This window comes from Brevibacillus panacihumi (assembly GCF_003710985.1).
Taxonomy (GTDB): Bacteria; Bacillota; Bacilli; order Brevibacillales; family Brevibacillaceae; genus Brevibacillus; species Brevibacillus panacihumi.
The window spans coordinates 19,807-40,594 of record NZ_RHHT01000025.1; the positions used below are offsets into that span (position 1 = coordinate 19,807).

Genomic DNA, 20,788 nt, shown 5'->3' on the forward strand with positions numbered 1-20,788 from the left:
CTATCCCTATAATTCGCTATAGATAACCTGTTAATCGACAAAAAGTGCTTCACATACGGTTAGGCGGAGAACATGGAGAAAACCCTTACCCGTAAACACATTCCCTAGGGGAGAAGTGTGTTTATGTTTGTGTAGGGGTTTTTTCCTTTTTCTGTCTGAATCGAGCGCTTTGCCAGAATATTGTCGATTGGCGAAAAAGAACAAAAAATAGAGAGGGGTCCAAAAAATGCAAAAAAGAAAGTGGTTTCATGGTTTGGCGACAGCAGCTCTCCTGACATCTGTTGTCTTGTCTGGTTGCTCTTCCTCCGAGGGTTCTGCGCCTTCCAATACAGGCGGCAGCGAGGGTGGCGACGCGAAGAAAGAGCTGGGCGCAATTGCTTTTTACTCTCCAGAAACACCTGATATGACCAAACAGATGGGACAAGCCTTTGAAAAGCTGAACCCAGGTTCTTCGGTTAACGTGCAATATGCAGGTACCAACGTACTGGTTAACCGGATGATCGCGGAAAAAGACAACCCGATGGCTGACATCTGGTACGGAGGCGGCGGATTCCTTCCTTTCGAGTCTGCGAAGGATAAAGGCATCATTACATCTTATACACCAGAAGCAATCAAGGATTGGCCGGAAGTACAAGACGGCATCAAGATTCGCGACAAAGATTGGAAATGGATCGGCGCTGAAGTATTCGTACTGGGCTTCGTCTACAATACCGAGCTGGTGAAGCCGGAAGATTTGCCAAAAACATGGGACGATCTCCTCGATCCAAAATGGAAAGGCAAAATTCAAATGCCAAACCCGGCAGCATCGGGTACAGCTACGCTCCTCGTACTTAGCCAGTTGATGGAAAAAGGCGATGAAGAAGGCTGGAAGTACTTCGAAAAGCTGGTTGACCAAATGAGCGCAATCCCTGACTCCGGTTCTGCGCCTACAAAAGCCGTAGCAAAAGGGGAAGCTCTGATCGGTATCGGCTTTGACTTCATGGCTTATGAAAACAAGGCAAAAGGCGAGAAGGTTGACTTCATAGTGCCTGAGAAAACACCTATCATCGTAAACCCTGTGTCGCTGGTTGAGGGTGGTCCAAACCCAGAAGGCGGTAAAGCACTGATCGATTACCTGCTCTCCAAAGAAGGACAGCAAACACTGGCTGACTGGTACCATATTCCAATCTCCAAAGACGTAGAATCCAAAACTCCGCTGACGCTGGAAAAAGTGATTCCACACGCGCAAGAGCTGGATGTGGATTGGGTTGTACAAAACTATGACCGCGTACGTAACGAATGGCGTCAAAAATTCCAATAAGAGGGGGATCTTCCATGGGATCGGTGAAGATTGAGCACTTGAACAAACAATATAACGGAAACACCGCTTTGGAAGATGTCAACCTGGAGATTCGGGAGGGCGAGTTCTTCGCCCTCTTGGGTCCTTCCGGCTGCGGGAAAACGACAACGATGAGATGTGTTGCAGGATTTGAGACACCAACTTCCGGCAATATCTACATCGGGGATCGCAATGTGAACCTGGTTCCGGCCAACCAGCGCAACTGCGGAATGGTCTTTCAAAGCTACGCGCTCTTTCCACATCTCAACGTATTTGAGAATGTCGCGTACAGTCTGAATATTCGCCGCTTTTACGAAGGCGGACTCGGAGCAAAGATCTCCACCTTGGCGCATATGCTGAACCGAAAACTGGGGAAGGTAGACCGCGTCACCGAGCAAAAGGTACGCGATGCCCTCGATTTTGTCGAGCTGGGCCATCTGGCTGATCGCTTGCCGGGTCAATTGTCCGGGGGTCAACAGCAGCGTGTGGCATTGGCGCGCGCGCTGGTCATGGAGCCTGCTGTTCTGCTGATGGACGAACCGCTCTCCAACCTGGATAAAAAGCTGCGCAACGTCATGCGCGTCACGATTCGTCAGATCCAGCAAAAAGTAGGCATCACAACCATTTTCGTCACGCACGACCAGGAAGAAGCAATGAGCATGGCAGACCGTGTTGCCGTCATGCATGGCGGACGTCTGGTGCAGGTCGATACGCCGACAGCGCTGTACAGCAATCCTGCTACCAAGTTTGTAGCGGACTTCGTAGGCTCGTCCAACATCTTCAATGGCACTGTCAAAGGTGTGAATGAGGCTGGAGAGACCGTGATTCAGGTCGGACAAAATCAACAGCTCCGCTCCACGTACCCGACAAGCAAAAAGGACGTTGAAATTATTATTCGTCCTGAAAGCATTCGTCTGTTTGCTGGGGAAGTAGCAGCCAACGAGGAGAACATCTTGGATGGAACGATTGAACTATCCACTTACCTGGGCCCGACGATCCGCTACGATGTCAAGGTTGGCGAATTGCGCTTTGAGGTAGATACGGTGTTTGAAGCGGGCAGTCCAATCTTGCCATCAGGAACAGCGGTGAAACTGCAAATCGATCCGAATCGCGTGGTGGCGTTATGATGAAACGTTTCCTCGGTCAATTAAATGGATTGTCGGTTCTCAAATGGCTGATTTATCTTTTCTTCTTTGTCTTTTTGCTGGTTCCGCTCTTTTCGATTCTGCTCGTCAGCTTTACGGGCCAACCGATTAATATTTTTGGCAGCTTTACCAGCCAAAAGATCTTCAATTCGACAATAGAAAAGCTGTCCAACATCTCGGTAGAGGCCTATACCTCGATTTTCAGCGAGGGGAACAGCTATTTTGCGGCATTGATGAACAGCTTGAAGCTGGGGACAGGGGTAGCTGTAGTTGTCACCCTGGTCGTGCTGCCGATCGCGTATGCGTTTGCTCGTACGAAAATGCCGTTTAAGCCTTTCTTTGCGGCGTTGTGCACCATTCCCTTGATCATGCCGACGTTTATTTCGTCCCACGCCTTCGTCCTGATGTTCGGGAAAACAGGCTGGGTGACGCAGCTCTACCATAGCTTCGGTGGAGAAGGTGTCTTGTTTGATGTGCAGTCCATGCTGGGCATTGTGTTGGTACAGGTCTTTTTCTTCTTCCCTTATGCACTGTGGCCAATGGTAGCTGCCTTTAAAATTAGCGATGTCACGTTGGAAGAAGCTTCGCAAAACCTCGGGGCAAAAAGCTGGTACACGTTTTTGCGCGTAACACTGCCGCTCGCAGTACCGGGCATTGTCTCCAGCATGCTTCTGATCTTTACGGTCAGCTTCTCCGACTTCGGTACGCCGATCATTCTGGCACCCAAAGACTTGAACCTGATCGTGGTTGAGTCCTACCGCGAGATTGCGGGATTCTTTAACTGGGCGGGCTCTGCGGTCCTGACGGTGATCATGCTGCTTGTCGCAGCCTTCTTCTTCTGGCTGCAGCGTCTGGTGATCAAAGGCAGAGAGTACGGAACCATCTCCGGAAAGCCAACCAAACAAAAGCTGAACGACCACAAAGGAACGCTGGTCGGTTTGACGATCTACACATTCCTGATCACGTTCGTTCCGATTCTGGCAATGGGTTCGGTATTTCTCTCGTCCATCGCAACGACCTGGGGACACCATGCGCTGCCAGACGGGTATACCCTGGATCACTACAAAACGATTTTCAGCATTTCCGGCAAAAACATCTGGAACAGTATGGTGCTGGCCGGAGGTACGCTGGTGCTTAGCGTGATCATCTCTACCTTTGTTTCTTACTTTGTCGTGCGCCGTGGTTCCGGGGGACTTGATTTCGTTTCCTCGATTCCGCTGATCGTTCCAGGGATTGCCCTGGGGATCGCGCTGATCCAGACGTTTAACACAGCTCCGATCCACCTGACAGGGACGGCGATTTTGCTGATCATCGCCTATACGATTCGCCGGATGCCGTATATGATCCGTTCGACGATGAGCTCGATGATGGCGATACGCAAGGATATTGAAGAAGCGGCTATCAGTCTGGGCGCATCCACGCTCATTGCTGCGCTTACGGTCATTGGGCCGCTGATGGTGCCGGGTATTGCGGCTGGTGCGATTCTGGTCTTCGTCACAGTCATTAAAGAGACGAGTATTTCGATTCTTCTGGCTCCGACAGACTGGGCGCCGATGAGCTTGGCGGTCTTCCAGAACCTGCTGCGCGGCGAATATTATACGGCGTGTGCGATGGCGATCTTGATTATCGTGATTGTGATCATTCTTCAGGCGATCGCCAAGAAAATCACGAAGGATCAGCTTTATTAATAGGATGACGGATTGGATAGGACAGGAGTGAGTCAGCATGAAGGGATTTATTTTTGATCTGGATGGCACGGTATACCTCGGCGACAAGCTGATCGATGGCGCAGTAGAGGCGATCCAGGCCTTGCGCGACAGAGGAGACAAGGTGGTCTTTCTCTCCAACAAGCCGATTGCGACCCGGCAATCGTACGCACATAAACTGACGAAGATGGGGATTCCGACCAGTCTGGATGACGTGCTCAATTCATCTCTGATCGTCGCCCGTTATCTGCAAAAAGTATGCAAGCCAACAGACAAGGTGCTTGTTATCGGGGAGGAGCCGATCCGCGATGAACTGCGCGAGCACGGGATCACGATGAGCGAGAATCCGCTGGATGTGCAGTACGTTGTGCTCTCCTGGGACCGCAACTTTACGTATGACCGTCTCAACGATCTCTATCAGGCAGCGATTCGCGGAGCGGTTGTGATCGCCTCCAATCCGGATCGCACCTGCCCGCTCGAGGATGGGCAGATTCCGGACACTGGCGCTTTGATCGGCGCTTTGGAGGGCGCGACTGGGCAACCGATCGATCTGGTGGTAGGCAAGCCTTCCCCGATCGCTGCAGAGGCGGCCGTAGAGCATCTCGGGCTGGATTACTCCGCATGCTACATGGTAGGAGATCGCCTGGAGACGGACATCAAGATGGGCAATGATACCGGGATGAACTCTGTACTGGTTCTGACGGGTATCAGCACCGCCGAGATGGCCGAAAAAAGCGAATATCGTCCCCGCTATGTGCTGAATAGCATTAAAGAAATCGTGAACCTCTAACCAGCCGTGCTATAATGGTATCGGGATCTCAAAGCAACGGAGGTTAGGGAATGTACCCGATCGTCGACCTGGTGGAATGCCAGACTATTGCCGCAGTGCAAGAAGAGCAGCTTCTGGAGCCTGCGCTCGAAAGTGAAGTGAATATCATCTTTCTGCTCACTGGCTCGATTTTCAACATCAAGGAATTGGTGGATCGCGTCAAGGCGGCCGGGAAGCATGTATTCTTGCATATGGAGTTTATCGAAGGCATTGCAGCGGATAAAAGCGGGGTTGCCTACGTCGCCAAAAATATTGAACCGACGGGGATCATCTCCACCCGCAGCAATTTGATCCGCGTAGCGAAAGAGATGAATCTGATGGCCATCCAACGGATTTTTCTCATCGATCGCAATGCTGTGGTCAAAGGGATCAAGGTGATTGAACAATCCTTGCCGGATGCGGTCGAGGTCATGCCAGGCGTGATGCCCCGTGTCATTCAGGAGATGACGAACCTGACACCTCTGCCAATCATTGCCGGAGGATTGATCGACACCAAAAAAGAGATCAATGATGCGTTGGCAGCCGGAGCGCTGGCTGTGTCTGTCGGGACAAGTGAATTGTGGTATTAATTCCATAGCGTGTTTTCAACAGGGAAGAGAACAGGAGAACCCCCTTTGGAGAAGCTGCGACTTGCATATGCACAAGTTGCTCTTTTCCTTTGGGGGTTTTTCTTATTGGAAAAAATTAGCAGGTTTGAAAGAAAGGGAGAGCGGAGATGGACAGAAATTTTTCAGCAAAGAATCGAACAGCGATCCTGGCTGACATGGCGGAAAAGGAGTTGGACCTGCTTGTCATTGGCGGAGGAATCACAGGAGCAGGGATCGCACTCGATGCGAGCCTGCGCGGGGTTCGCGTCGGGCTGCTGGAGAAGAATGACTTCGGATCGGGGACCAGCAGCCGGTCGACGAAGCTGATTCACGGCGGCTTGCGCTATCTGAAGCAGGGAGATGTCAAGCTGGTGCAGGAAGTCGGACGCGAGCGTGCGATTTTGTACAAAAATGCACCGCATCTGGTGATTGCAGCTCCGATGCTTTTGCCGATCTACAAAGGCGGAACGTACGGCTACCTGGCGTCCTCGGTAGGCTTGTACGTCTATGATTGGCTGGCAGGGGTAGAACGAAAAGAACGACGGAAAATGCTCAGCAGAGAGGAAGCCCTGCGGCATGAGCCATTGTTGAAAAAGGACGGCTTAAAGGGTGCCGGGTACTACTACGAGTATCGGACAGATGATGCCCGCCTGACTCTGGACATTATGAAAACGGCGTGGCAGCAAGGAGCCAAGATCGTCAACTACGCGAAAATGACGGAATTCATCTATCGCGGCAGCCAAGCTGTCGGCGTCAAGGTGACGGATCGCAACACGGGAAAAACCTATGACATCTACGCGAAGAAAATCGTCAACGCGGCAGGACCATGGGTAGACGGTGTGCGCAAGCTGGACAATTCCTTGAAAGGCAAACGCCTCTATCTGACCAAAGGCGTTCACCTGGTCGTAGAGAAGGAAAAGCTGCCTGTCACGCAATCTGCCTATTTTGACACGCCGGACGGCCGGATGGTCTTCGTGATTCCGCGCGGCAACATCACGTATATCGGCACTACCGATACCAGCTACCAACTGGATATCGACCAGCCGCGCACGACCAAGGAAGACCGCGACTATCTCCTGCGCGCCGTGAACGCCATGTTCCCTGAAGTGAAGCTGGAGGAAAAGGACGTCGTCTCCCACTGGGCCGGATTGCGCCCGCTCATCTACGAGGAAGGAAAAGGGCCATCCGAGCTGTCGCGTAAGGATGAGATCTTTATCTCCGATTCCGGATTGATTACGATTGCAGGCGGCAAGCTGACCGGTTTCCGTAAAATGGCGGAAAAAGTGGTCGACCTCGTAGCGGGAGACCTCTCCAAACAATCGGGACGCCAATTCGGCGCATGCGAGACCGATCAGATCGTGGTCAGCGGCGGCGAGCGCTTGGGACACACCGATTACGAGGCTTGTAAGAAAGAGCTTTTGGCAAAAGGGACTGCCAAAGGAGTGGACGCCGCAACTGCTCAGGAATGGATCGATACGTACGGCACCAATACCTTGCGAATCTATGAGCGGTTGAGTGAAGTGGCGGCGGGGCAGAAGCGGACAGAGGAAGAATTGCTCGATGCCCAATTGTCTTACGCGATCGAAGAAGAGATGACTGCATCGGCAGCCGACTTCCTGCGCCTGCGTACAGGCTGGACCTATTTCCAGGTTAAAAAGGCCGACGCCAAAGCAGATACGGTCATACGCCTGATGGGTGAGAAACTGGGCTGGAGCGAGGCAGATCGTGAGCGTGAACGCGCTGCTGTCAGCCATCTGCTGGAAACGATCTACCAGCTGCCGCAAAACGAGGATGAGATCGCCCAAGCCTCACAACAGCAAGCGACAAGAAAAGCATTGTAAACATCCAGGAGAAAAAGCACCCGATATCGTCAGGTTCTTTTTCTCCTTTTTCAGATGGAATGGAGGAGGCGTTCAGGATGAAGCAGACAGTTGGCACCAAATTGTTTGCGGGTTTTCTTTGCATGCTGCTGCTCATGGCCGGATTGGGCTGGATGGGGCTGCGCACGGAGGAACAAATCAACAGCAAGGCAGAGGAAATTAACGAAAACTGGATTCCCAAGATGACGGCAATCATGCATGTCAAATACTTAACCAAGCATTTTTTTGCGCTGCAGCTCCAATACGCAGGGACCACGGATGAGAGAAAGCAGCTCTTCATCCATGAGCAGGCACAGCAAACACTGGGGCAGGTCGAGGAACAGTTCGCCCGTTACGAGCAGGCGCCCCTCACTGCTGACGAGGAGAAGTATTTTCATTCTTTGAAATCGGCCTGGGCGAACTACCTGACCTCCTATGAAGAAATGGTTGGTCAGTCCGGTACGATTTCGCTCAATGATGTCATGCGGGAAGCTGACACGATGTTTCAGGTCATGGACGGATATTTGACCAACCTCGTCCGCCTGAGCGAGGAAGGGGCTGCCAATGCTACTGTGCAAGCTGCGGCCTTGCATGAGACGGGGAGACGGGAAACCTTGATCAGCATGGCAGTCGCGCTTTTGATCAGCATGCTGCTCTCCGTGCTTCTGACGCGTCATATCCGCAATCCCCTGATCCAGGTCGCGGGTTCGGTCAAGCTGATCACGCAAGGCGAGCTCGGGCAGGCAGATCTCAAGGTCCGCAACAGGGACGAAATCGGTGAATTGGCAAACCACGTCAATGCCATGCGCGGCAAGCTGCAGCAGTTCGCTGTACAGGTCAACGAAGCCGCCCGGCATGTCGCCAGCTCTTCGGCTGTGCTGAGCGGCCACGCCAAAGATACGCTCGCAGCCAGCAACGAGATCGCTGCTTCGATTCAAGGAATATCCGCAGGGACAGATGCAACCGCTGCAAGCGCGCAGGAGAGTGCCAGGGCGATGGAAGAGATGGCGTTCGGGATCGGACGTGTGGCAGAATCCACCTCGTCACTGGCAGAGGTTTCCCTGACAGCAGAGCAGGAGGCAAAGCAGGGGATGTCTGCGCTGCTGCAAGCAAGCTCGCAAATGGGCGCCATTCGGCAGACCATGGACGAATCGGCGAAGGCTATCCAGCAATTGGGTGACAGCTCACAGCAAATCGAGCAGATCGTGGAGATGATTACGCAAATCTCCTCCCAGACCAATTTGCTGGCTCTCAACGCCGCAATCGAAGCTGCGCGTGCAGGCGAGCATGGCAGGGGCTTTTCCGTCGTAGCGGATGAGGTGCGCGATCTGGCGGAGAGATCCAATCATTTTGCCAAGCAGATCGCCGTATTGATCCAGAATATCCAGCTGGAAGCCGCACTGGCGGTACAAGCGATGAACACGATGGCAGAGGATGTACACCAGGGTGCAGACATCATGAAGGATGCGGAATCAGCCTTTATGCAAATTACACATGGCATGGGGGGGATTTCCAGTCAAGTGCAGGAGGTATCCGCGGTCACGGAGGAATTGTCCGCGAGCGTCGAGCAGTTGTCCGCCACAGCCGCGCAGACTGCCGCTGTCGTGAGAAGCGGAGCAGACGAGACGCACAAGATCGTGTCAGCAACACAGATGCAGGTGAGGGCAAGCGAGGAAGTGAATGCTTCGACCCGTTCTTTGGAGCAGCAGGCGGAGGCGTTGCGAAAAGCGCTGGGATGGTTTAAAGGAATGTAGGGGAAGCAATAGCAGTGGTATTTTGTTGAAGCCTGGAGCCGGTTTTGTGTTCCGGGCTTTTCCTTGCTCGGATAAGGAAAAGGGACTCTTTTTAAGAAAGAGTGCCTTTCGACCGATGATCGTTAATGTGCCGTTTGACCAGCATCCACGACAAAGGTTTGACCCGCTGCATAGGAGGCCGCGTCTGAAGAGAGGAACAGTACCATGCCTGCGATTTCTTCCGGTCTTGCAGGACGGCCAATCGGCGTATTGGCAGTAACCACCTTTTTCATTTCCTCATCTTCGAGCCAGCCCTTTGTCATATTCGTTTCCACTAAGCCTGGCGCAATGGCGTTGACACGAATGCCTTTTGCAATATACTCGATGCCTGCTGCCTTGGTCAACCCGACGACACCATGCTTCGCCGCGACATAGGGTGCCATGCCGGGGTCCGCTATAATGCCTGCGATGGAGGCTGTGTTTACGATCGTACCTTTTCCTTTGGTTGTGAAGTAGGCAAGTTCATGTTTCATCGCATAAAAAACACCTTTAAGATCTACATTGACCACAAAATCAAAGTCTTCTTCTGTCATATCTGCAAAGTCTTTTGTAGGAGGCAGTACACCAGCGTTGTTAAATGCATGATCTAGACCACCAAATTGTTCTACTGTAAAATCAATCAAGCTTTTCACATCGGATGAGCTGGTTACATCCGTTTTCTTGAATAGTGCCTCTGCACCTTCTTGTTTGATCATTTCTACGGTTTCTTTCGCTTGTTCATTTACGTCCCCAATGACTACTTTAGCGCCACGTTTCGCAAAAGCTAGTGCAGTTGCACGTCCTATTCCGGTTGCACCACCGGTGATCAGAACAACTCGGCCTTCAAAATCTTTCAAGGACATTTTAGACCCCCTACGAACTGTTTCGTTTTTCTTCCATGCACAGTGTTATAGGGGTAGTTTTCACACGATTATTATATTTATTCCCAATTTGGTTTTCGTAGGTTCCCTAAGAGGGGGCTTTTCCTTATTGGAGTGTTTTTTGTCCCAAGTTCCTTCTGCTACTTTTAGGTGCGGAAGGAGGTGATTACTATGACCAAGCATCTGTACTTTCTCGTAAATGTCAAAGATGCACTGCGGCTTAGTCAGGAGCTTGCGCTGCTCGGATATACAAATTACTATCTGCAGCCGCATGATGATCAAGTTGCCTTTGTATTTGAGCGCGCTACAGACATGAGTCGCATCGTCTTGAGACATTTATTTGGTGCAGATGGCTCGTCACAACAAGACCACTAACAAGCAGGGCTGGTGTTCCTCGATACGAGGGCATCAGCTCCTGGATCTATGCTCGAATAACTTCATCTATCAGGTGTACAACCCACCCGTATACATCGCGGTGAGATTGCGGGCAATTTCTTGCACCGGATAGCCATCCTCGTTTTTGACGATTTCCCACAGGTACATCTCATTGGCAAAGAACCATCCCTGCGCGATGAGGTAGGGGTCCACATCTGTTCGGGCGAGACCATTGGTTTGAGAGTAGCGAATATCCTCTTCGATGCCCTTGATAAATCGCGCGCGGATCTCCTTCCATTTGCGGTTTACCTGATCTGACAAGCGGATGGCTTCCTCGATCACCTGCATCATCTGGCGTTCTTCATGCGCCATTTCGAGGAACAGTCCAGCCTGCTTTTCGATCATGACACAAGCTTCTTCTCTGGATTTCGGGGTAAAGGGCAGCTCGGCAATCTCATAGAACCGGATCATGACCTCCTCCATGACCTGGATGAGCAGATCGTCTTTTCCGTTGAAATGGACATAAGCCGTTCCATAGCCGGTATTGGCCCTCTTAATGATCTGGGAGATCGTCGTTTTTTGAAAACCGCTTTCGATAAATTGAGCTCGCCCGGCCTCCAACAGCCTTTTTCTGGTTTCGAGGGAGCGCCGCTTGCGAGCAGGCATTTTTTCTTGAGACGTATCCATAGGCTTTCCTTTCATTTTGCGGGAATAATCGGTGTTTTCATACATTATTATCTCACAAGAAAAACAGGAAATGCCAGAAAACCGAGACAAACATTCACCGACATGATGTCATTGACATGAAATCATTGATATAATACTCTTAATATACAGAAAATGAATACTTGAAGAAAGGGATGATTTTTTGACTGCACAACATTTGGATCCTTCACGCGAATGGGCGATTGAGCGAGACAAGCAGGATGAGCTGGCTTCTTTTCGCAGTCAGTTTTATCTGAAAGAAGGAGCCGTCTACCTGGATGGCAACTCGCTTGGGCTGCTTTCCAAAAAGGCAGAACAGTCCTTGCTTGCCTTGCTGGATTCGTGGAAGGAGCACGGGATCAATGGCTGGACAGAAGGAGACGAGCCTTGGTTTTTTCTGTCTGAGCGCCTGGGGAAAAAGATGGCTCCGCTCGTAGGCGCTTCCCCGGAAGAAGTGATTGTGACAGGCTCGACGACGACCAATCTGCATCAGGTAGTGGCGACGTTTTATCAGCCATCTGGAAACAGAACGAAAATTCTCGCCGACGAGCTGAATTTTCCCTCTGACATCTATGTGCTGCAGAGCCAACTGAGATTGAGAGGCTACGATCCGCAGGAGCATCTGGTACGGGTGAAAAGCCGCGACGGTCGCTTGATCGAGGAAGAAGACATTATCGCCGCGATGACAGATGAGATCGCGCTGATTGTCTTGCCAAGCGTCTATTACCGCAGCGGGCAAATCCTCGATATGCGCCGCCTGACAGAAGAGGCACACAAACGCGGGATCCTGATCGGGTTTGATTGCTGTCATTCGGTCGGTGCGATACCGCATGAATTCGCGGAGTGGGATGTTGATTTCGCAGTGTGGTGCAACTACAAGTATCTGAATGCAGGGCCAGGCGGGGTAGCGAGCCTGTACATCAATAAGAAGCATTTTCATCGTCTTCCCGGCCTGACAGGATGGTTCAGCTCCCGCAAGGACAAACAATTTGACATGGAGCATCAATTGACGCCGGCCGAAGACGCTGGTGCGTATCAAATGGGAACACCGCATCTGCTCAGCATTGCGCCGTTGATCGGCTCTCTGGAATTGTTTGAGGAGGCGGGGATTGACCGGCTTCGGGAAAAGTCGCTCCAGCTCACGCGCTATATGATGGATCTGATCGGCCATGAGCTGCAAGGAATGGGCTTTACAATCGGCAATCCATTGGAAGACGAGCGTCGCGGCGGCCATGTCTACCTGGAGCATGACGAGGCGATCCGCATCTGCAAAGCGCTCAAGGAAAATGGCGTCACCCCTGACTTCCGCGCGCCAAACGGCATTCGCTTGGCTCCGGTGGCCCTGTACAACTCGTATGAGGACGTCTGGAATGCCGTGCAAATTCTGAAGAAAATCATGGAGGAAGAGCAGTACAAAAAATTTAAAAACACCAGAGAAGTCGTTGCTTAACCCCACTTACTGAGGAGGTTATTTATGGCTGGAGATGCGAATCAGTTTCAAAAGATTATCGATCGTGAAAAAGGGCTGCACCGTGGGTTGACCACCGGGCAGCTCACCATGATTGCGATCGGTGGCGCGATTGGAACAGGACTCTTTTTGGGAAGCGGCTTCGCAATCGGGTTTGCGGGGCCGAGTGTCCTCATCAGCTACGCGATAGGTGCTGTCATTGCTTTTCTGCTAATGGGTTGTCTCGCAGAGATGACCGTTGCGCACCCCACCTCTGGTTCGTTCGGCGCCTTTGCCGAACACTACATCAACCCGTGGGCAGGGTTTGCCGTACGGTATTCCTACTGGGCATGCATTGTCGCAGCCGTCGGGACCGAAATCTCGGCTGTAGCCGTCTACATGAAGTACTGGTTCCCTGACGCCCCCGGTTGGTTGTGGATCGTTTTGTTTTCTGCCGTCCTTATTTATGTGAATGCAACCAGCGTCAAAATGTTTGGTTCCGTCGAATACTGGTTCTCCATGGTGAAGATTGTTGCCATTGTTTCTTTTATCTTATTAGGAGCGTACGTAGTATTCGGGACCAGCAGCCAGCCTGAAATCGGGTTTCACAATTATACCGAGCAAGGCGGTTTCCTGCCGAATGGATGGTGGGGGATGTGGGTTGCGGTGATCGTCGCCTTGTTCAGCTATCTGAGCATTGAAATGATTGCGGTGACAGCAGGGGAGGCACAGGAGCCGGAGAAGGCTGTTCCCCGGGCGCTTCGCTCGACGGTCGTCCGACTGATCGTGTTCTATCTTTTGACGCTCTCCCTCATGCTGGCGATTGTTCCCTGGAAATCGGCGGGCGTGGATAAGAGCCCGTTCGTAAAAGTCATGGAGCTCTTGTCGATTCCCGGCGCGGGCGGCATCATGAACTTCGTCGTACTCATCGCGGCGCTTTCCGCGATGAACAGCCAATTGTACATTACGACCCGGATGATGTTCTCCCTGTCGCGGGCTGGTTATGCACCGAAGCGCTTTGGCGCGCTGAGCAAAAAGGGAGTGCCGACTTCTGCCCTGTGGCTGTCCACAATCGGGATTGCGTTGGCCGCGGTTTTGGAAGCGGTTGCACCGGATCAGTCATTCATGCTGATGATGGGCATCTCCTTGTTTGGCGCGATGTTTACCTGGTTCATGATCTTTGTCACGCATCTGTTCTTCCGCAAAAAATGGGAAGCTTCCGGCGGCCGCAAACTCCCCGTCCGCATGATCGGGTATCCGTATCTGACCTTGCTCGGAGCCGGACTGATGCTGGCGATTATCATTACTACCTGGTTCACGGACGCATTCCAGATGACGCTGATTGTCGGGGTCCCGTGGATGATCTTCATTACCGTAGCCTACTGGATCTGGAGCAAGTCTGCTTCCAAGAGGTCAGGGCTAGCGGAGGAAAGCAAGCACGACCAGGTGCTGTAGTAGTACATGGTGCAAGAAAACTTCTAACATCTTTTAGACGCCTCGTTCTCGGGGCGTCATTTTTTGTGCGCCGTTTACATTACAAAAGTGTAAGGACCGTGTAATGAATTTCGATACAATAATAGCCTGTATTCCTGTTAGGATAATGCGGTGTGATGGATAAGCGGCCACAATAACGGGAATGAGGAAGTGATCATCATAGAAAAAGCACTCACGAACAAACGTATTGATATATTGGACTATCTGCGCGGTTTTGCGTTGATCGGGATTTTATTCGTTAACATTTTGCCGTTGTTGTCCGTGGCAGATCCGCAGCAGGGAAGCATCCATGCGGCTATCAATGTGATCCTTCAGCTCGGAGTAGAGTCGCGTTTTATGGTCATCTTCGCTTTTCTTTTTGGTGTAGGGTTTACCATCTTTTACAGCCGAGCCAAGGAAAAGGGAGAGAACAGTCTCGTCCTGTTCATCTGCCGCCTGCTGGCTCTGTTGATCTTTGGTTTCATTCACAGCCAATTCCATCCCGGCGAGGCGCTTCTTCCGTATGCGATCGTCGGGTTTATCCTGATCCCGTTTTATCGGGTGAACAAAAAGGGGTATGAAGGCATTGCTGATCCTGCCATTGTTCCTGCTCGGTTTGGCTGTTGGGCAGTACGGTATGTTTCAGCATATCTCCAAGCACATGCCGTCGATCATCTTGATGCAACGAGTCGCGATGGTGCTTACTGTGATTGGTTTGATTGTGCAATACCAGTTGATTCCGCAGAACGTACCATTCAGTTATATGGTAATGGTGGATAGCGAAATGACAGAAGCGCAACTCAATCAAATCTGGCATTACACCATTGCCGCGACCATCGTCGGCCTTCTGATGTCTGCCTGGTACGTGACAACACTGATTCGATTGCTTCAGAACCGCACGGCTCAAAAGGTACTTGCGCCGTTGAAATACTACGGTCGGATGGCTCTGACCAATTACATCTCTCAGACCGTGCTCGTCTTGCTGGTTGGCTATGGATTTGGCGTAAAAGGCAATATCGACATGCTGTCTGCCGCACTCATGAGTGTAGGCATCCACACTGTCCTCATGCTGTTCAGCAAGTTGTGGCTTTCCCGCTTCACGATAGGGCCGCTGGAGTGGGTATGGCGATTGTTCACCTATCGTCGGATAATTCCCCTGAAGAGACAGCAGCAAGTTGGCTAGAGCCGGAATAAGATGAGCCCCATCCTGTGGAAAGCGTCGCACAGCCGCTGTTCTGCCAGGCATGGGGCTTTTTTGGGGAGAGGAATCATTTCAGCAGTTGCTTCCAATCTGGGTTATAATGGCATATAAAGCCTACGTTAGGGGACATGTGGTGGATGAGTAAAAAGAGCCGAATTTTTAGCGAGCAGATAGCCTTGTTTCATAAGGAAAAGGGGTGGTATCCACCTGTGCTTGAGGTAGTACAAGGACTCACGCCGGAACAAGCGAAATGGAAAGGCGAAGGGCAGCATTCCATCTGGGAGTTGCTAGCCCACCTGACGTTCTGGAATGAAAGATGGCTGCACCGCTATCGACAGGAATCGGTTGAATATCTGGAGTCGAATGAGGCTACTTTTTCCGTAATGACAGCCGAGGGAGAAGAGGAAGAAGCGTGGAGATCGCTAATCGAACGCTTTGACTCGGTGATGAATGCCTGGAAGGACGAGCTGAACGGATGTGACGACGCCAAAATGGATGAACCATTGTCCTTTGATCCGTCCAGCACTTGGTGGGAAGCCCTATCCTGCCTCACGACCCACAATACGTATCACTTGGGGCAAATGGTTACGATCCGGAAGCAGCAGGGGTTGTAGCGTGAGAGAAGCGGAGATGATGTCCGTGATTGCAGAACTGGAGGAACTGTCCATGAACGCTTGGCCGGCATTGGAGTCGCTGGCCGATGACGGATGGGTGTTGCGATTTGCGGAAGGCTATACCAAGCGGGCGAATTCTGTCTATCCGCTCTATCCCTCCGAGCGTGAGCTGGAGGAGAAGATCCTGGCATGCGAAACGTTCTATACAAAAAAAGGGCTTCCGACGATTTTCAAGCTGACACCGGCTGCACAACCAGCAGAATTGGATCGGGTATTGGAAGAAAAAGGATACCTAACCTCTGGACATACCAGCGTCCAAACGGTTTCACTTGATAGCATCAATGCTCCTACCGTCCATCCTGTACGTGTCTACAGAGAGTGCACAGATGAGTGGCTGGATGATTTTTGCCGATTATCTGCCAAAAGTGAAAACGAAAAACGCACGATGTCCGAGACATTGCGCAAGATCAGCCCGCCTGCCTGTTATATGACGCTCTTCCATGAGGATGCAGCAGTCGCCTGCGGATTGGGCGTTCTGGATCGGGGATACCTCGGCCTCTACGATATCGTGACGGATTCGCGGTTTCGCAGGCAGGGATTTGGCGAACAGCTCGTCCTGAATCTTCTGCATTGGGGAGCGAAGAACGGTGCGAAGGCCTCCTATTTGCAGGTCATAGCGGATAATTTGTCGGCCCGACGCCTTTATGAAAAGCTCGGGTATCGGGAAGCGTATCCGTATTGGTATCGCATCAAAGAAACATGATAGATGAAACCTTTTCCTCCTCGTAGCGTCTGAAAAGTATGGCAGATTCAACGAGATGGAGGCACAGGATGATGAAAAGAAGCATCACCAGGATCGGTGTGGCAGCCCTGCTGTTCGTACAGGCAGCGGCTATTCCCGTACATGCGGCGGCATTTCCCACGATCCAGCCATATGTCATGGACAACGAAAAAATCGGTTTTACCAATGGAGAAAAGGTAGTCATTCCACCGATTTATGATAGCATCGAGCAATACCCGCGTTATGTGATCGTCACGGCAGCAGGAAAAAAGGGGATCCTGGATGCCAGGACAGGAAAAACGATTACTCCTGCTACATGGGACTCTGTTGAGATAAAAATGGACGGAAACATCGCCATCGTGCAAAAAGGCGGATGGTTCCAATATCTGGACCTGGCCACACAGCAGCTCTCCCAGAAAAAATTCGTCGGAGCCCACACCTACTATTTATCGGATGCATACCCCGAGGTGGTAGTGATGGGCGGCGAGCAGACAATGATGCTGGCTCCATCCGGCAATGTATTGCTGCCGCTGTTTGCAGGCAAGATTTCCTTCGTCGATCTGTACGGGGAAGCGGATGATGCCGGAGAAGAAAAGCGGATGCGCTACGCCATCGCCAGTACGGCTGACCAGCTCACTCTGTACGATCCCGTCACGATGCAGCCCAAATTTTCGCTGAAAAAAGCGGAGTATCTTCCGCAGGATGGAGCGAAGTCCGCCTACATCCGCGTGCGGGTAGCTGGCAAAGAGGGACTGGCAGATATCAACGGCAACTACGTGCTGGAACCGAAATACAAAAAGCTTGCCTTCTGGAACCACGGGTATGTACGGGTAGAAAGCGAGAATGGCATCGGGCTGTGGCGAAACGGCAAAATGCTGGCTGAACCGCGTTTTGCCGATGTAGGAATTGAATCCAGCATCAAAGAAGTGTACAGCACCAAAGACGGACAGACTGTCACGTACCATACTGCAGACAAAGCTTGGTCTTACTCCTTCAAGCCGGGCGCGGAGATCGTTCACGGAGACCATATTCTGGGGCAAGACCTTAAAACGGGCCTGTACGGTGTCGTAAAGATTGGCGGAGAAGTCGTCATACCGTTCCAATATCCACGGGTGGAAGGGCCTCCTGCGGCTCGCCTGCTCGTCCGTCAAGACGGGAAGAAAGGCCTCTTGCCCGGCTACGAGCTGCCGATGGAAGAACCGCAATTCTGGTTTGACACGTTGACGACGATTGGCGGCAGCTACAGCATGATCAGCATACAGGATGGAAAGAAGATCGGGCTGTATTCCGAGAAGAAGGGCCTGCTTTTGCCGCCGCAGGAAAATCGGGTGATTCACTACGAACAGCAGGACGGAAAAGTAAAAGTGAGCGAACCTGATGGAACAACGCTCTACTACGGTTATGACGGAAATGCTGCCGATCCGGGCAAGGAGTTTCAGCACGACTTGACCGCTTATCTTCGTACATCGGGCACGACTGACAAGAAAATGGTCTTGATCGACCGGAAGACGGATAAGCAGATTGGCAAGGCGTACAGCCGCGCTCTTTATTATGACAATGCAACCCGCCTGGTAGTAGGACTGGATGCAGACAAAAACGAGGCAGATCTGTACACAGCAGAAGGAAAGCTGATCACCAATGAGATCAAGGTGCGTGTCCAGGAGGATTCACAGGAAGGAATGCCTGTTGTACTGGCCAAGATGAACAATGCGGTGTACACCATCGGCAAAACAGCAACTCAGAGCGGGTGGGCATTGGTGAAAGTGGAAGGTGATCAGCTAGCGGCTGTTACTCCTTTTGTGTACCGGGATATTCAAGTACGGATGATGAAAGACAAAACACTCCTGATTCTGACGAGTGCAGATGGAAAACTGGACTTGTGGGTGGACACCAAAGAACAGGGGATGAACAAACTGGAGGGGGCTGTCAGCATCCAGACATTCCCTTACCTTGAAGGCGTACTGGTTGAGAGCGAGGGCGGATGGGATGCTTATTCGTCAAGCTTGCAACGCAAGACGAATGGCAACTACCGCTCCATGCAGGTGGTCGGAAACTACGGAGAAAAAACTCGCGCGATCCTCATGCAGGATCAGAAGAGCGGGCTGTACGGCCTGCTTTCGATCGAGTTGAGCCCGATGACTCCACTCATATATGAATCCATTCGGGCTACCGATCACGTCTTTTTGCAGGTCAGAAGCGAGGAAGTCGCATCTCCGCCGTTTGTCTTCACCACCAAACAGCATTTCGGCTATCTGGATGGACAGGGAAAAGAGCTGTTCAAAACCAATCGGGTCACCAAATAGCTCAGCTGCTAGGCGTACCATTACTGCATGATCAGAAGATAGAAAATGCCGATTCCGACGGCTGTAGCCACGAGCAGCATGATTAATGCGAACAAAGAGATTTGCTGCAGCTTGTAGGCGACGAGAAAAAAGATCGAAAACGCCAAATAAGCAATAAAAGTGCCGGCTTCAAATTGACTCATGGAAAGTCACCTCGCGTCGAGAATGAGTTTAGTAGGCTTTTCCATGGTACCATATAAACGCTTGGGAATATGCCCCATTCGCGCAGAGATTTCCCTTAAAAGGGGAAAGAAAAGCAGGTGGCCAGGAGATGGATATGGACAGTTTCCCAGATCAGGAGATACGAGCTACCAAAAGCAAGGCGCTGCGCACTCTCGCCATCGCGGGAGGCGCTGTCCTTGCTTTTTTCGCCTATGGCATCTATTGGGCGTTTTTCGATATGGAGCGGATTCCCAAAGGCGATCTGCTTACGGAAAACCAGTCACCAGACGGACGATACACGGTCAGGGTATATCTCTCCGATGCAGGTGCGACGACTTCATTCTCCACCTTGGGCGAGTTGATTGACAATCAGAGCGGGAAATCCAGGAACATCTATTTTCAATACCGGGAGCATGAGGCGAAGGTTGAATGGCTGGATCATGATACGGTCGTGATTAATGGACGGGAACTGGATGTACCGGATGAAAGCTATGATTATCGAAGGAATTAATACTGTACAAGTCATGATCGAAAGGGGCAATGTATGAGTCGCTATACTTTTATTGCGTCTTCCGATCCTCTAGCGGAGATCGACCTGAGCGGATTCATCAAGCTGAAGGCAAAGGACATCAAAACAATGAATCCCCAACCAAAAGGACCGATCCCCTGGGAGGAGCTGGACGATGAAGCAGAGGTTTTGTATGCAGAAAAGGAATCCGATCTAGGGGGCTTACAGATCGGTCGATGCGAGAATCCACCTTATGATCTGGACTTCTACATCCAATTGCCCTATATCTATTGGCTGGAAGGAAACTTTGATGAGAGATGGACGAATCAGTTTATGGAGTACGCCAAGACCAAGATACCGGACGGCCAGCCAGTAGAATTGTGGTCGATCTGGTTTGGAGATGGTATTCAAGAAATTGCTCACAAGCAATTGGAGCGAGGTCAAATCGACGGTCGCGACCTGCAAAGGCTCGCCACCGAAAATCTCTGCATCCATTTGAGATAATCGCATAAACCTGTCAGAATGTGAAGGAGGAAATAAGAATGGGCTGGCTCATCATTGTCGTAATTGCCTACTTATCGGATGGTCTTCCTGATGAATCGGCTCATGTTATGGCATCAATTGTTCAATATCGTAGCAAAAAGGAGTGTGCTTTACTTGGAGTTCTTTAAAAACGGCTTGCATATTCTTTATGCCGTAATTCTGGCGGTTGTATCTTTCTTTACGGGAGAGATTATTACCTTTATCATGCTTGGCTTCATCCTGATGGCTTTGTTGACAATCAACGAGACCTTGAAGAAGATTTTGAAAAAGCTGTCCGCCAAGGGGGAAGGGGATGAGTAAGCAGGCGACGTTCAAGCAGCTGATCCTGTACACGACCCTCCTGGGGTTGATGGTCCTGTCCAGTTGTGCGACGGCAATCCTGACGCCTCATACCTTTGTGTGGGTCATGAACCTTGTCGTCATCGTTGCCTTATCGATGGCGGTCGGGGCTTTTGTGCGTGAAATGTTTTTCTTGAAAGCGAAAAAGCAAGCGTCCGGCGATGATCAGCAAGGGGAGAACAAAATGATTCGATAGAAAAG

22 protein-coding genes and 1 pseudogene are annotated in these 20,788 nt (G+C 51.3%); 20 read left to right on the top strand and 3 right to left on the bottom strand.

The annotated features are described in order from the left end of the window. Nucleotides 1-226: 226 nt before the first annotated feature. The 7 genes from EDM58_RS11260 to EDM58_RS11290 all read left to right on the top strand — a co-directional run bounded on the left by EDM58_RS11260 (nucleotide 227) and on the right by EDM58_RS11290 (nucleotide 9,198). Nucleotides 227-1,300 (top strand): extracellular solute-binding protein, encoded by a 1,074-nt coding sequence (locus EDM58_RS11260; protein ID WP_122913429.1) that lies wholly within the window; start codon nucleotides 227-229, stop codon nucleotides 1,298-1,300. Between the two features lie 14 nt (nucleotides 1,301-1,314). Beyond that, the gene (locus EDM58_RS11265; protein ID WP_122913430.1) at nucleotides 1,315-2,445 is read left to right on the top strand and encodes an ABC transporter ATP-binding protein; all 1,131 of its coding nucleotides are present in this window, start codon (nucleotides 1,315-1,317) and stop codon (nucleotides 2,443-2,445) included. After that, entirely contained in the window at nucleotides 2,442-4,151 is a 1,710-nt protein-coding gene (locus EDM58_RS11270) for an ABC transporter permease (protein WP_122913431.1), read from the top strand. Before EDM58_RS11265 ends, EDM58_RS11270 begins: the two co-directional genes overlap by 4 nt. 37 nt (nucleotides 4,152-4,188) lie before the next feature. Beyond that, nucleotides 4,189-4,959: an HAD-IIA family hydrolase gene (locus tag EDM58_RS11275; protein WP_122913432.1), complete on the top strand. Its 771-nt coding sequence runs from the start codon at nucleotides 4,189-4,191 to the stop codon at nucleotides 4,957-4,959. A 50-nt stretch (nucleotides 4,960-5,009) separates the two neighbouring features. Beyond that, the gene (locus tag EDM58_RS11280; protein WP_122913433.1) at nucleotides 5,010-5,567 is read left to right on the top strand and encodes a glycerol-3-phosphate responsive antiterminator; all 558 of its coding nucleotides are present in this window, start codon (nucleotides 5,010-5,012) and stop codon (nucleotides 5,565-5,567) included. A 146-nt stretch (nucleotides 5,568-5,713) separates the two neighbouring features. Further along, entirely contained in the window at nucleotides 5,714-7,426 is a 1,713-nt protein-coding gene (locus EDM58_RS11285) for a glycerol-3-phosphate dehydrogenase/oxidase (RefSeq protein WP_122913434.1), read from the top strand. 77 nt (nucleotides 7,427-7,503) lie between these two features. Next, a complete protein-coding gene (locus EDM58_RS11290) occupies nucleotides 7,504-9,198 on the top strand; it encodes a HAMP domain-containing methyl-accepting chemotaxis protein (RefSeq protein WP_183187484.1) in 1,695 nt (564 codons plus the stop codon). Between the two features lie 122 nt (nucleotides 9,199-9,320). Here the strand turns inward: EDM58_RS11290 and EDM58_RS11295 are convergent, their stop codons facing one another. Next, nucleotides 9,321-10,079, bottom strand: coding sequence for an SDR family NAD(P)-dependent oxidoreductase (locus EDM58_RS11295; RefSeq protein ID WP_122913436.1), 759 nt, complete (start codon nucleotides 10,077-10,079; stop codon nucleotides 9,321-9,323). Between the two features lie 189 nt (nucleotides 10,080-10,268). On the opposite strand from EDM58_RS11295, the gene EDM58_RS11300 reads away from it, so the two are divergent. Beyond that, nucleotides 10,269-10,472 carry a hypothetical protein gene (locus EDM58_RS11300; RefSeq protein ID WP_122913437.1) on the top strand — a complete coding sequence of 68 codons (204 nt, stop codon included), beginning with the start codon at nucleotides 10,269-10,271 and terminating at the stop codon, nucleotides 10,470-10,472. Nucleotides 10,473-10,541: 69 nt separating this feature from the next. On the opposite strand, the gene EDM58_RS11305 is transcribed toward EDM58_RS11300, so the two are convergent. Next, nucleotides 10,542-11,159, bottom strand: a complete 618-nt coding sequence (locus EDM58_RS11305; protein WP_183187485.1) for a TetR/AcrR family transcriptional regulator — start codon at nucleotides 11,157-11,159, stop codon at nucleotides 10,542-10,544. A 181-nt stretch (nucleotides 11,160-11,340) separates the two neighbouring features. Between EDM58_RS11305 and kynU the strand changes: the two genes are divergently transcribed. The 7 genes and pseudogenes from kynU (at nucleotide 11,341) to EDM58_RS11335 (ending at nucleotide 18,996) form a co-directional block, all read left to right on the top strand. Next, entirely contained in the window at nucleotides 11,341-12,627 is a 1,287-nt protein-coding gene (gene kynU / locus EDM58_RS11310; protein ID WP_122913438.1) for a kynureninase, read from the top strand. A gap of 24 nt (nucleotides 12,628-12,651) precedes the next feature. Next, nucleotides 12,652-14,079 (top strand): amino acid permease, encoded by a 1,428-nt coding sequence (locus tag EDM58_RS11315; RefSeq protein WP_122913439.1) that lies wholly within the window; start codon nucleotides 12,652-12,654, stop codon nucleotides 14,077-14,079. A 189-nt stretch (nucleotides 14,080-14,268) separates the two neighbouring features. After that, nucleotides 14,269-14,520 (top strand): annotated as a pseudogene (locus EDM58_RS26185) (heparan-alpha-glucosaminide N-acetyltransferase domain-containing protein); the annotation flags it as partial. A 154-nt stretch (nucleotides 14,521-14,674) separates the two neighbouring features. Further along, on the top strand, nucleotides 14,675-15,280 hold the full coding sequence (locus EDM58_RS26190) for a DUF418 domain-containing protein (protein WP_246000678.1): 606 nt from the start codon (nucleotides 14,675-14,677) through the stop codon (nucleotides 15,278-15,280). 155 nt (nucleotides 15,281-15,435) lie between these two features. Further along, the gene (locus tag EDM58_RS11325) at nucleotides 15,436-15,912 is read left to right on the top strand and encodes a DinB family protein (RefSeq protein WP_183187486.1); all 477 of its coding nucleotides are present in this window, start codon (nucleotides 15,436-15,438) and stop codon (nucleotides 15,910-15,912) included. Between the two features lies 1 nt (nucleotide 15,913). Continuing rightward, entirely contained in the window at nucleotides 15,914-16,675 is a 762-nt protein-coding gene (locus tag EDM58_RS11330) for a GNAT family N-acetyltransferase (protein WP_246000680.1), read from the top strand. A gap of 68 nt (nucleotides 16,676-16,743) precedes the next feature. Then, on the top strand, nucleotides 16,744-18,996 hold the full coding sequence (locus EDM58_RS11335; RefSeq protein ID WP_183187487.1) for a WG repeat-containing protein: 2,253 nt from the start codon (nucleotides 16,744-16,746) through the stop codon (nucleotides 18,994-18,996). Between the two features lie 20 nt (nucleotides 18,997-19,016). Here the strand turns inward: EDM58_RS11335 and EDM58_RS25685 are convergent, their stop codons facing one another. Further along, complete coding sequence (locus EDM58_RS25685) at nucleotides 19,017-19,178, bottom strand: hypothetical protein (RefSeq protein WP_183187488.1); 162 nt, start codon at nucleotides 19,176-19,178, stop codon at nucleotides 19,017-19,019. Nucleotides 19,179-19,306: 128 nt separating this feature from the next. Between EDM58_RS25685 and EDM58_RS11340 the strand changes: the two genes are divergently transcribed. The 5 genes from EDM58_RS11340 to EDM58_RS11355 are packed head-to-tail and all read left to right on the top strand — an operon-like array spanning nucleotide 19,307 to nucleotide 20,783. After that, on the top strand, nucleotides 19,307-19,708 hold the full coding sequence (locus tag EDM58_RS11340) for a DUF5412 domain-containing protein (protein WP_246000682.1): 402 nt from the start codon (nucleotides 19,307-19,309) through the stop codon (nucleotides 19,706-19,708). Nucleotides 19,709-19,741: 33 nt separating this feature from the next. After that, nucleotides 19,742-20,209: a hypothetical protein gene (locus EDM58_RS11345; RefSeq protein ID WP_122913442.1), complete on the top strand. Its 468-nt coding sequence runs from the start codon at nucleotides 19,742-19,744 to the stop codon at nucleotides 20,207-20,209. Nucleotides 20,210-20,247: 38 nt separating this feature from the next. After that, nucleotides 20,248-20,376 (top strand): hypothetical protein, encoded by a 129-nt coding sequence (locus tag EDM58_RS26375; RefSeq protein WP_281275083.1) that lies wholly within the window; start codon nucleotides 20,248-20,250, stop codon nucleotides 20,374-20,376. Then, nucleotides 20,363-20,548, top strand: a complete 186-nt coding sequence (locus tag EDM58_RS11350) for a hypothetical protein (protein ID WP_122913443.1) — start codon at nucleotides 20,363-20,365, stop codon at nucleotides 20,546-20,548. Before EDM58_RS26375 ends, EDM58_RS11350 begins: the two co-directional genes overlap by 14 nt. Continuing rightward, complete coding sequence (locus tag EDM58_RS11355; RefSeq protein WP_122913444.1) at nucleotides 20,541-20,783, top strand: hypothetical protein; 243 nt, start codon at nucleotides 20,541-20,543, stop codon at nucleotides 20,781-20,783. Before EDM58_RS11350 ends, EDM58_RS11355 begins: the two co-directional genes overlap by 8 nt. The last annotated feature ends 5 nt before the right edge of the window (nucleotides 20,784-20,788 follow it).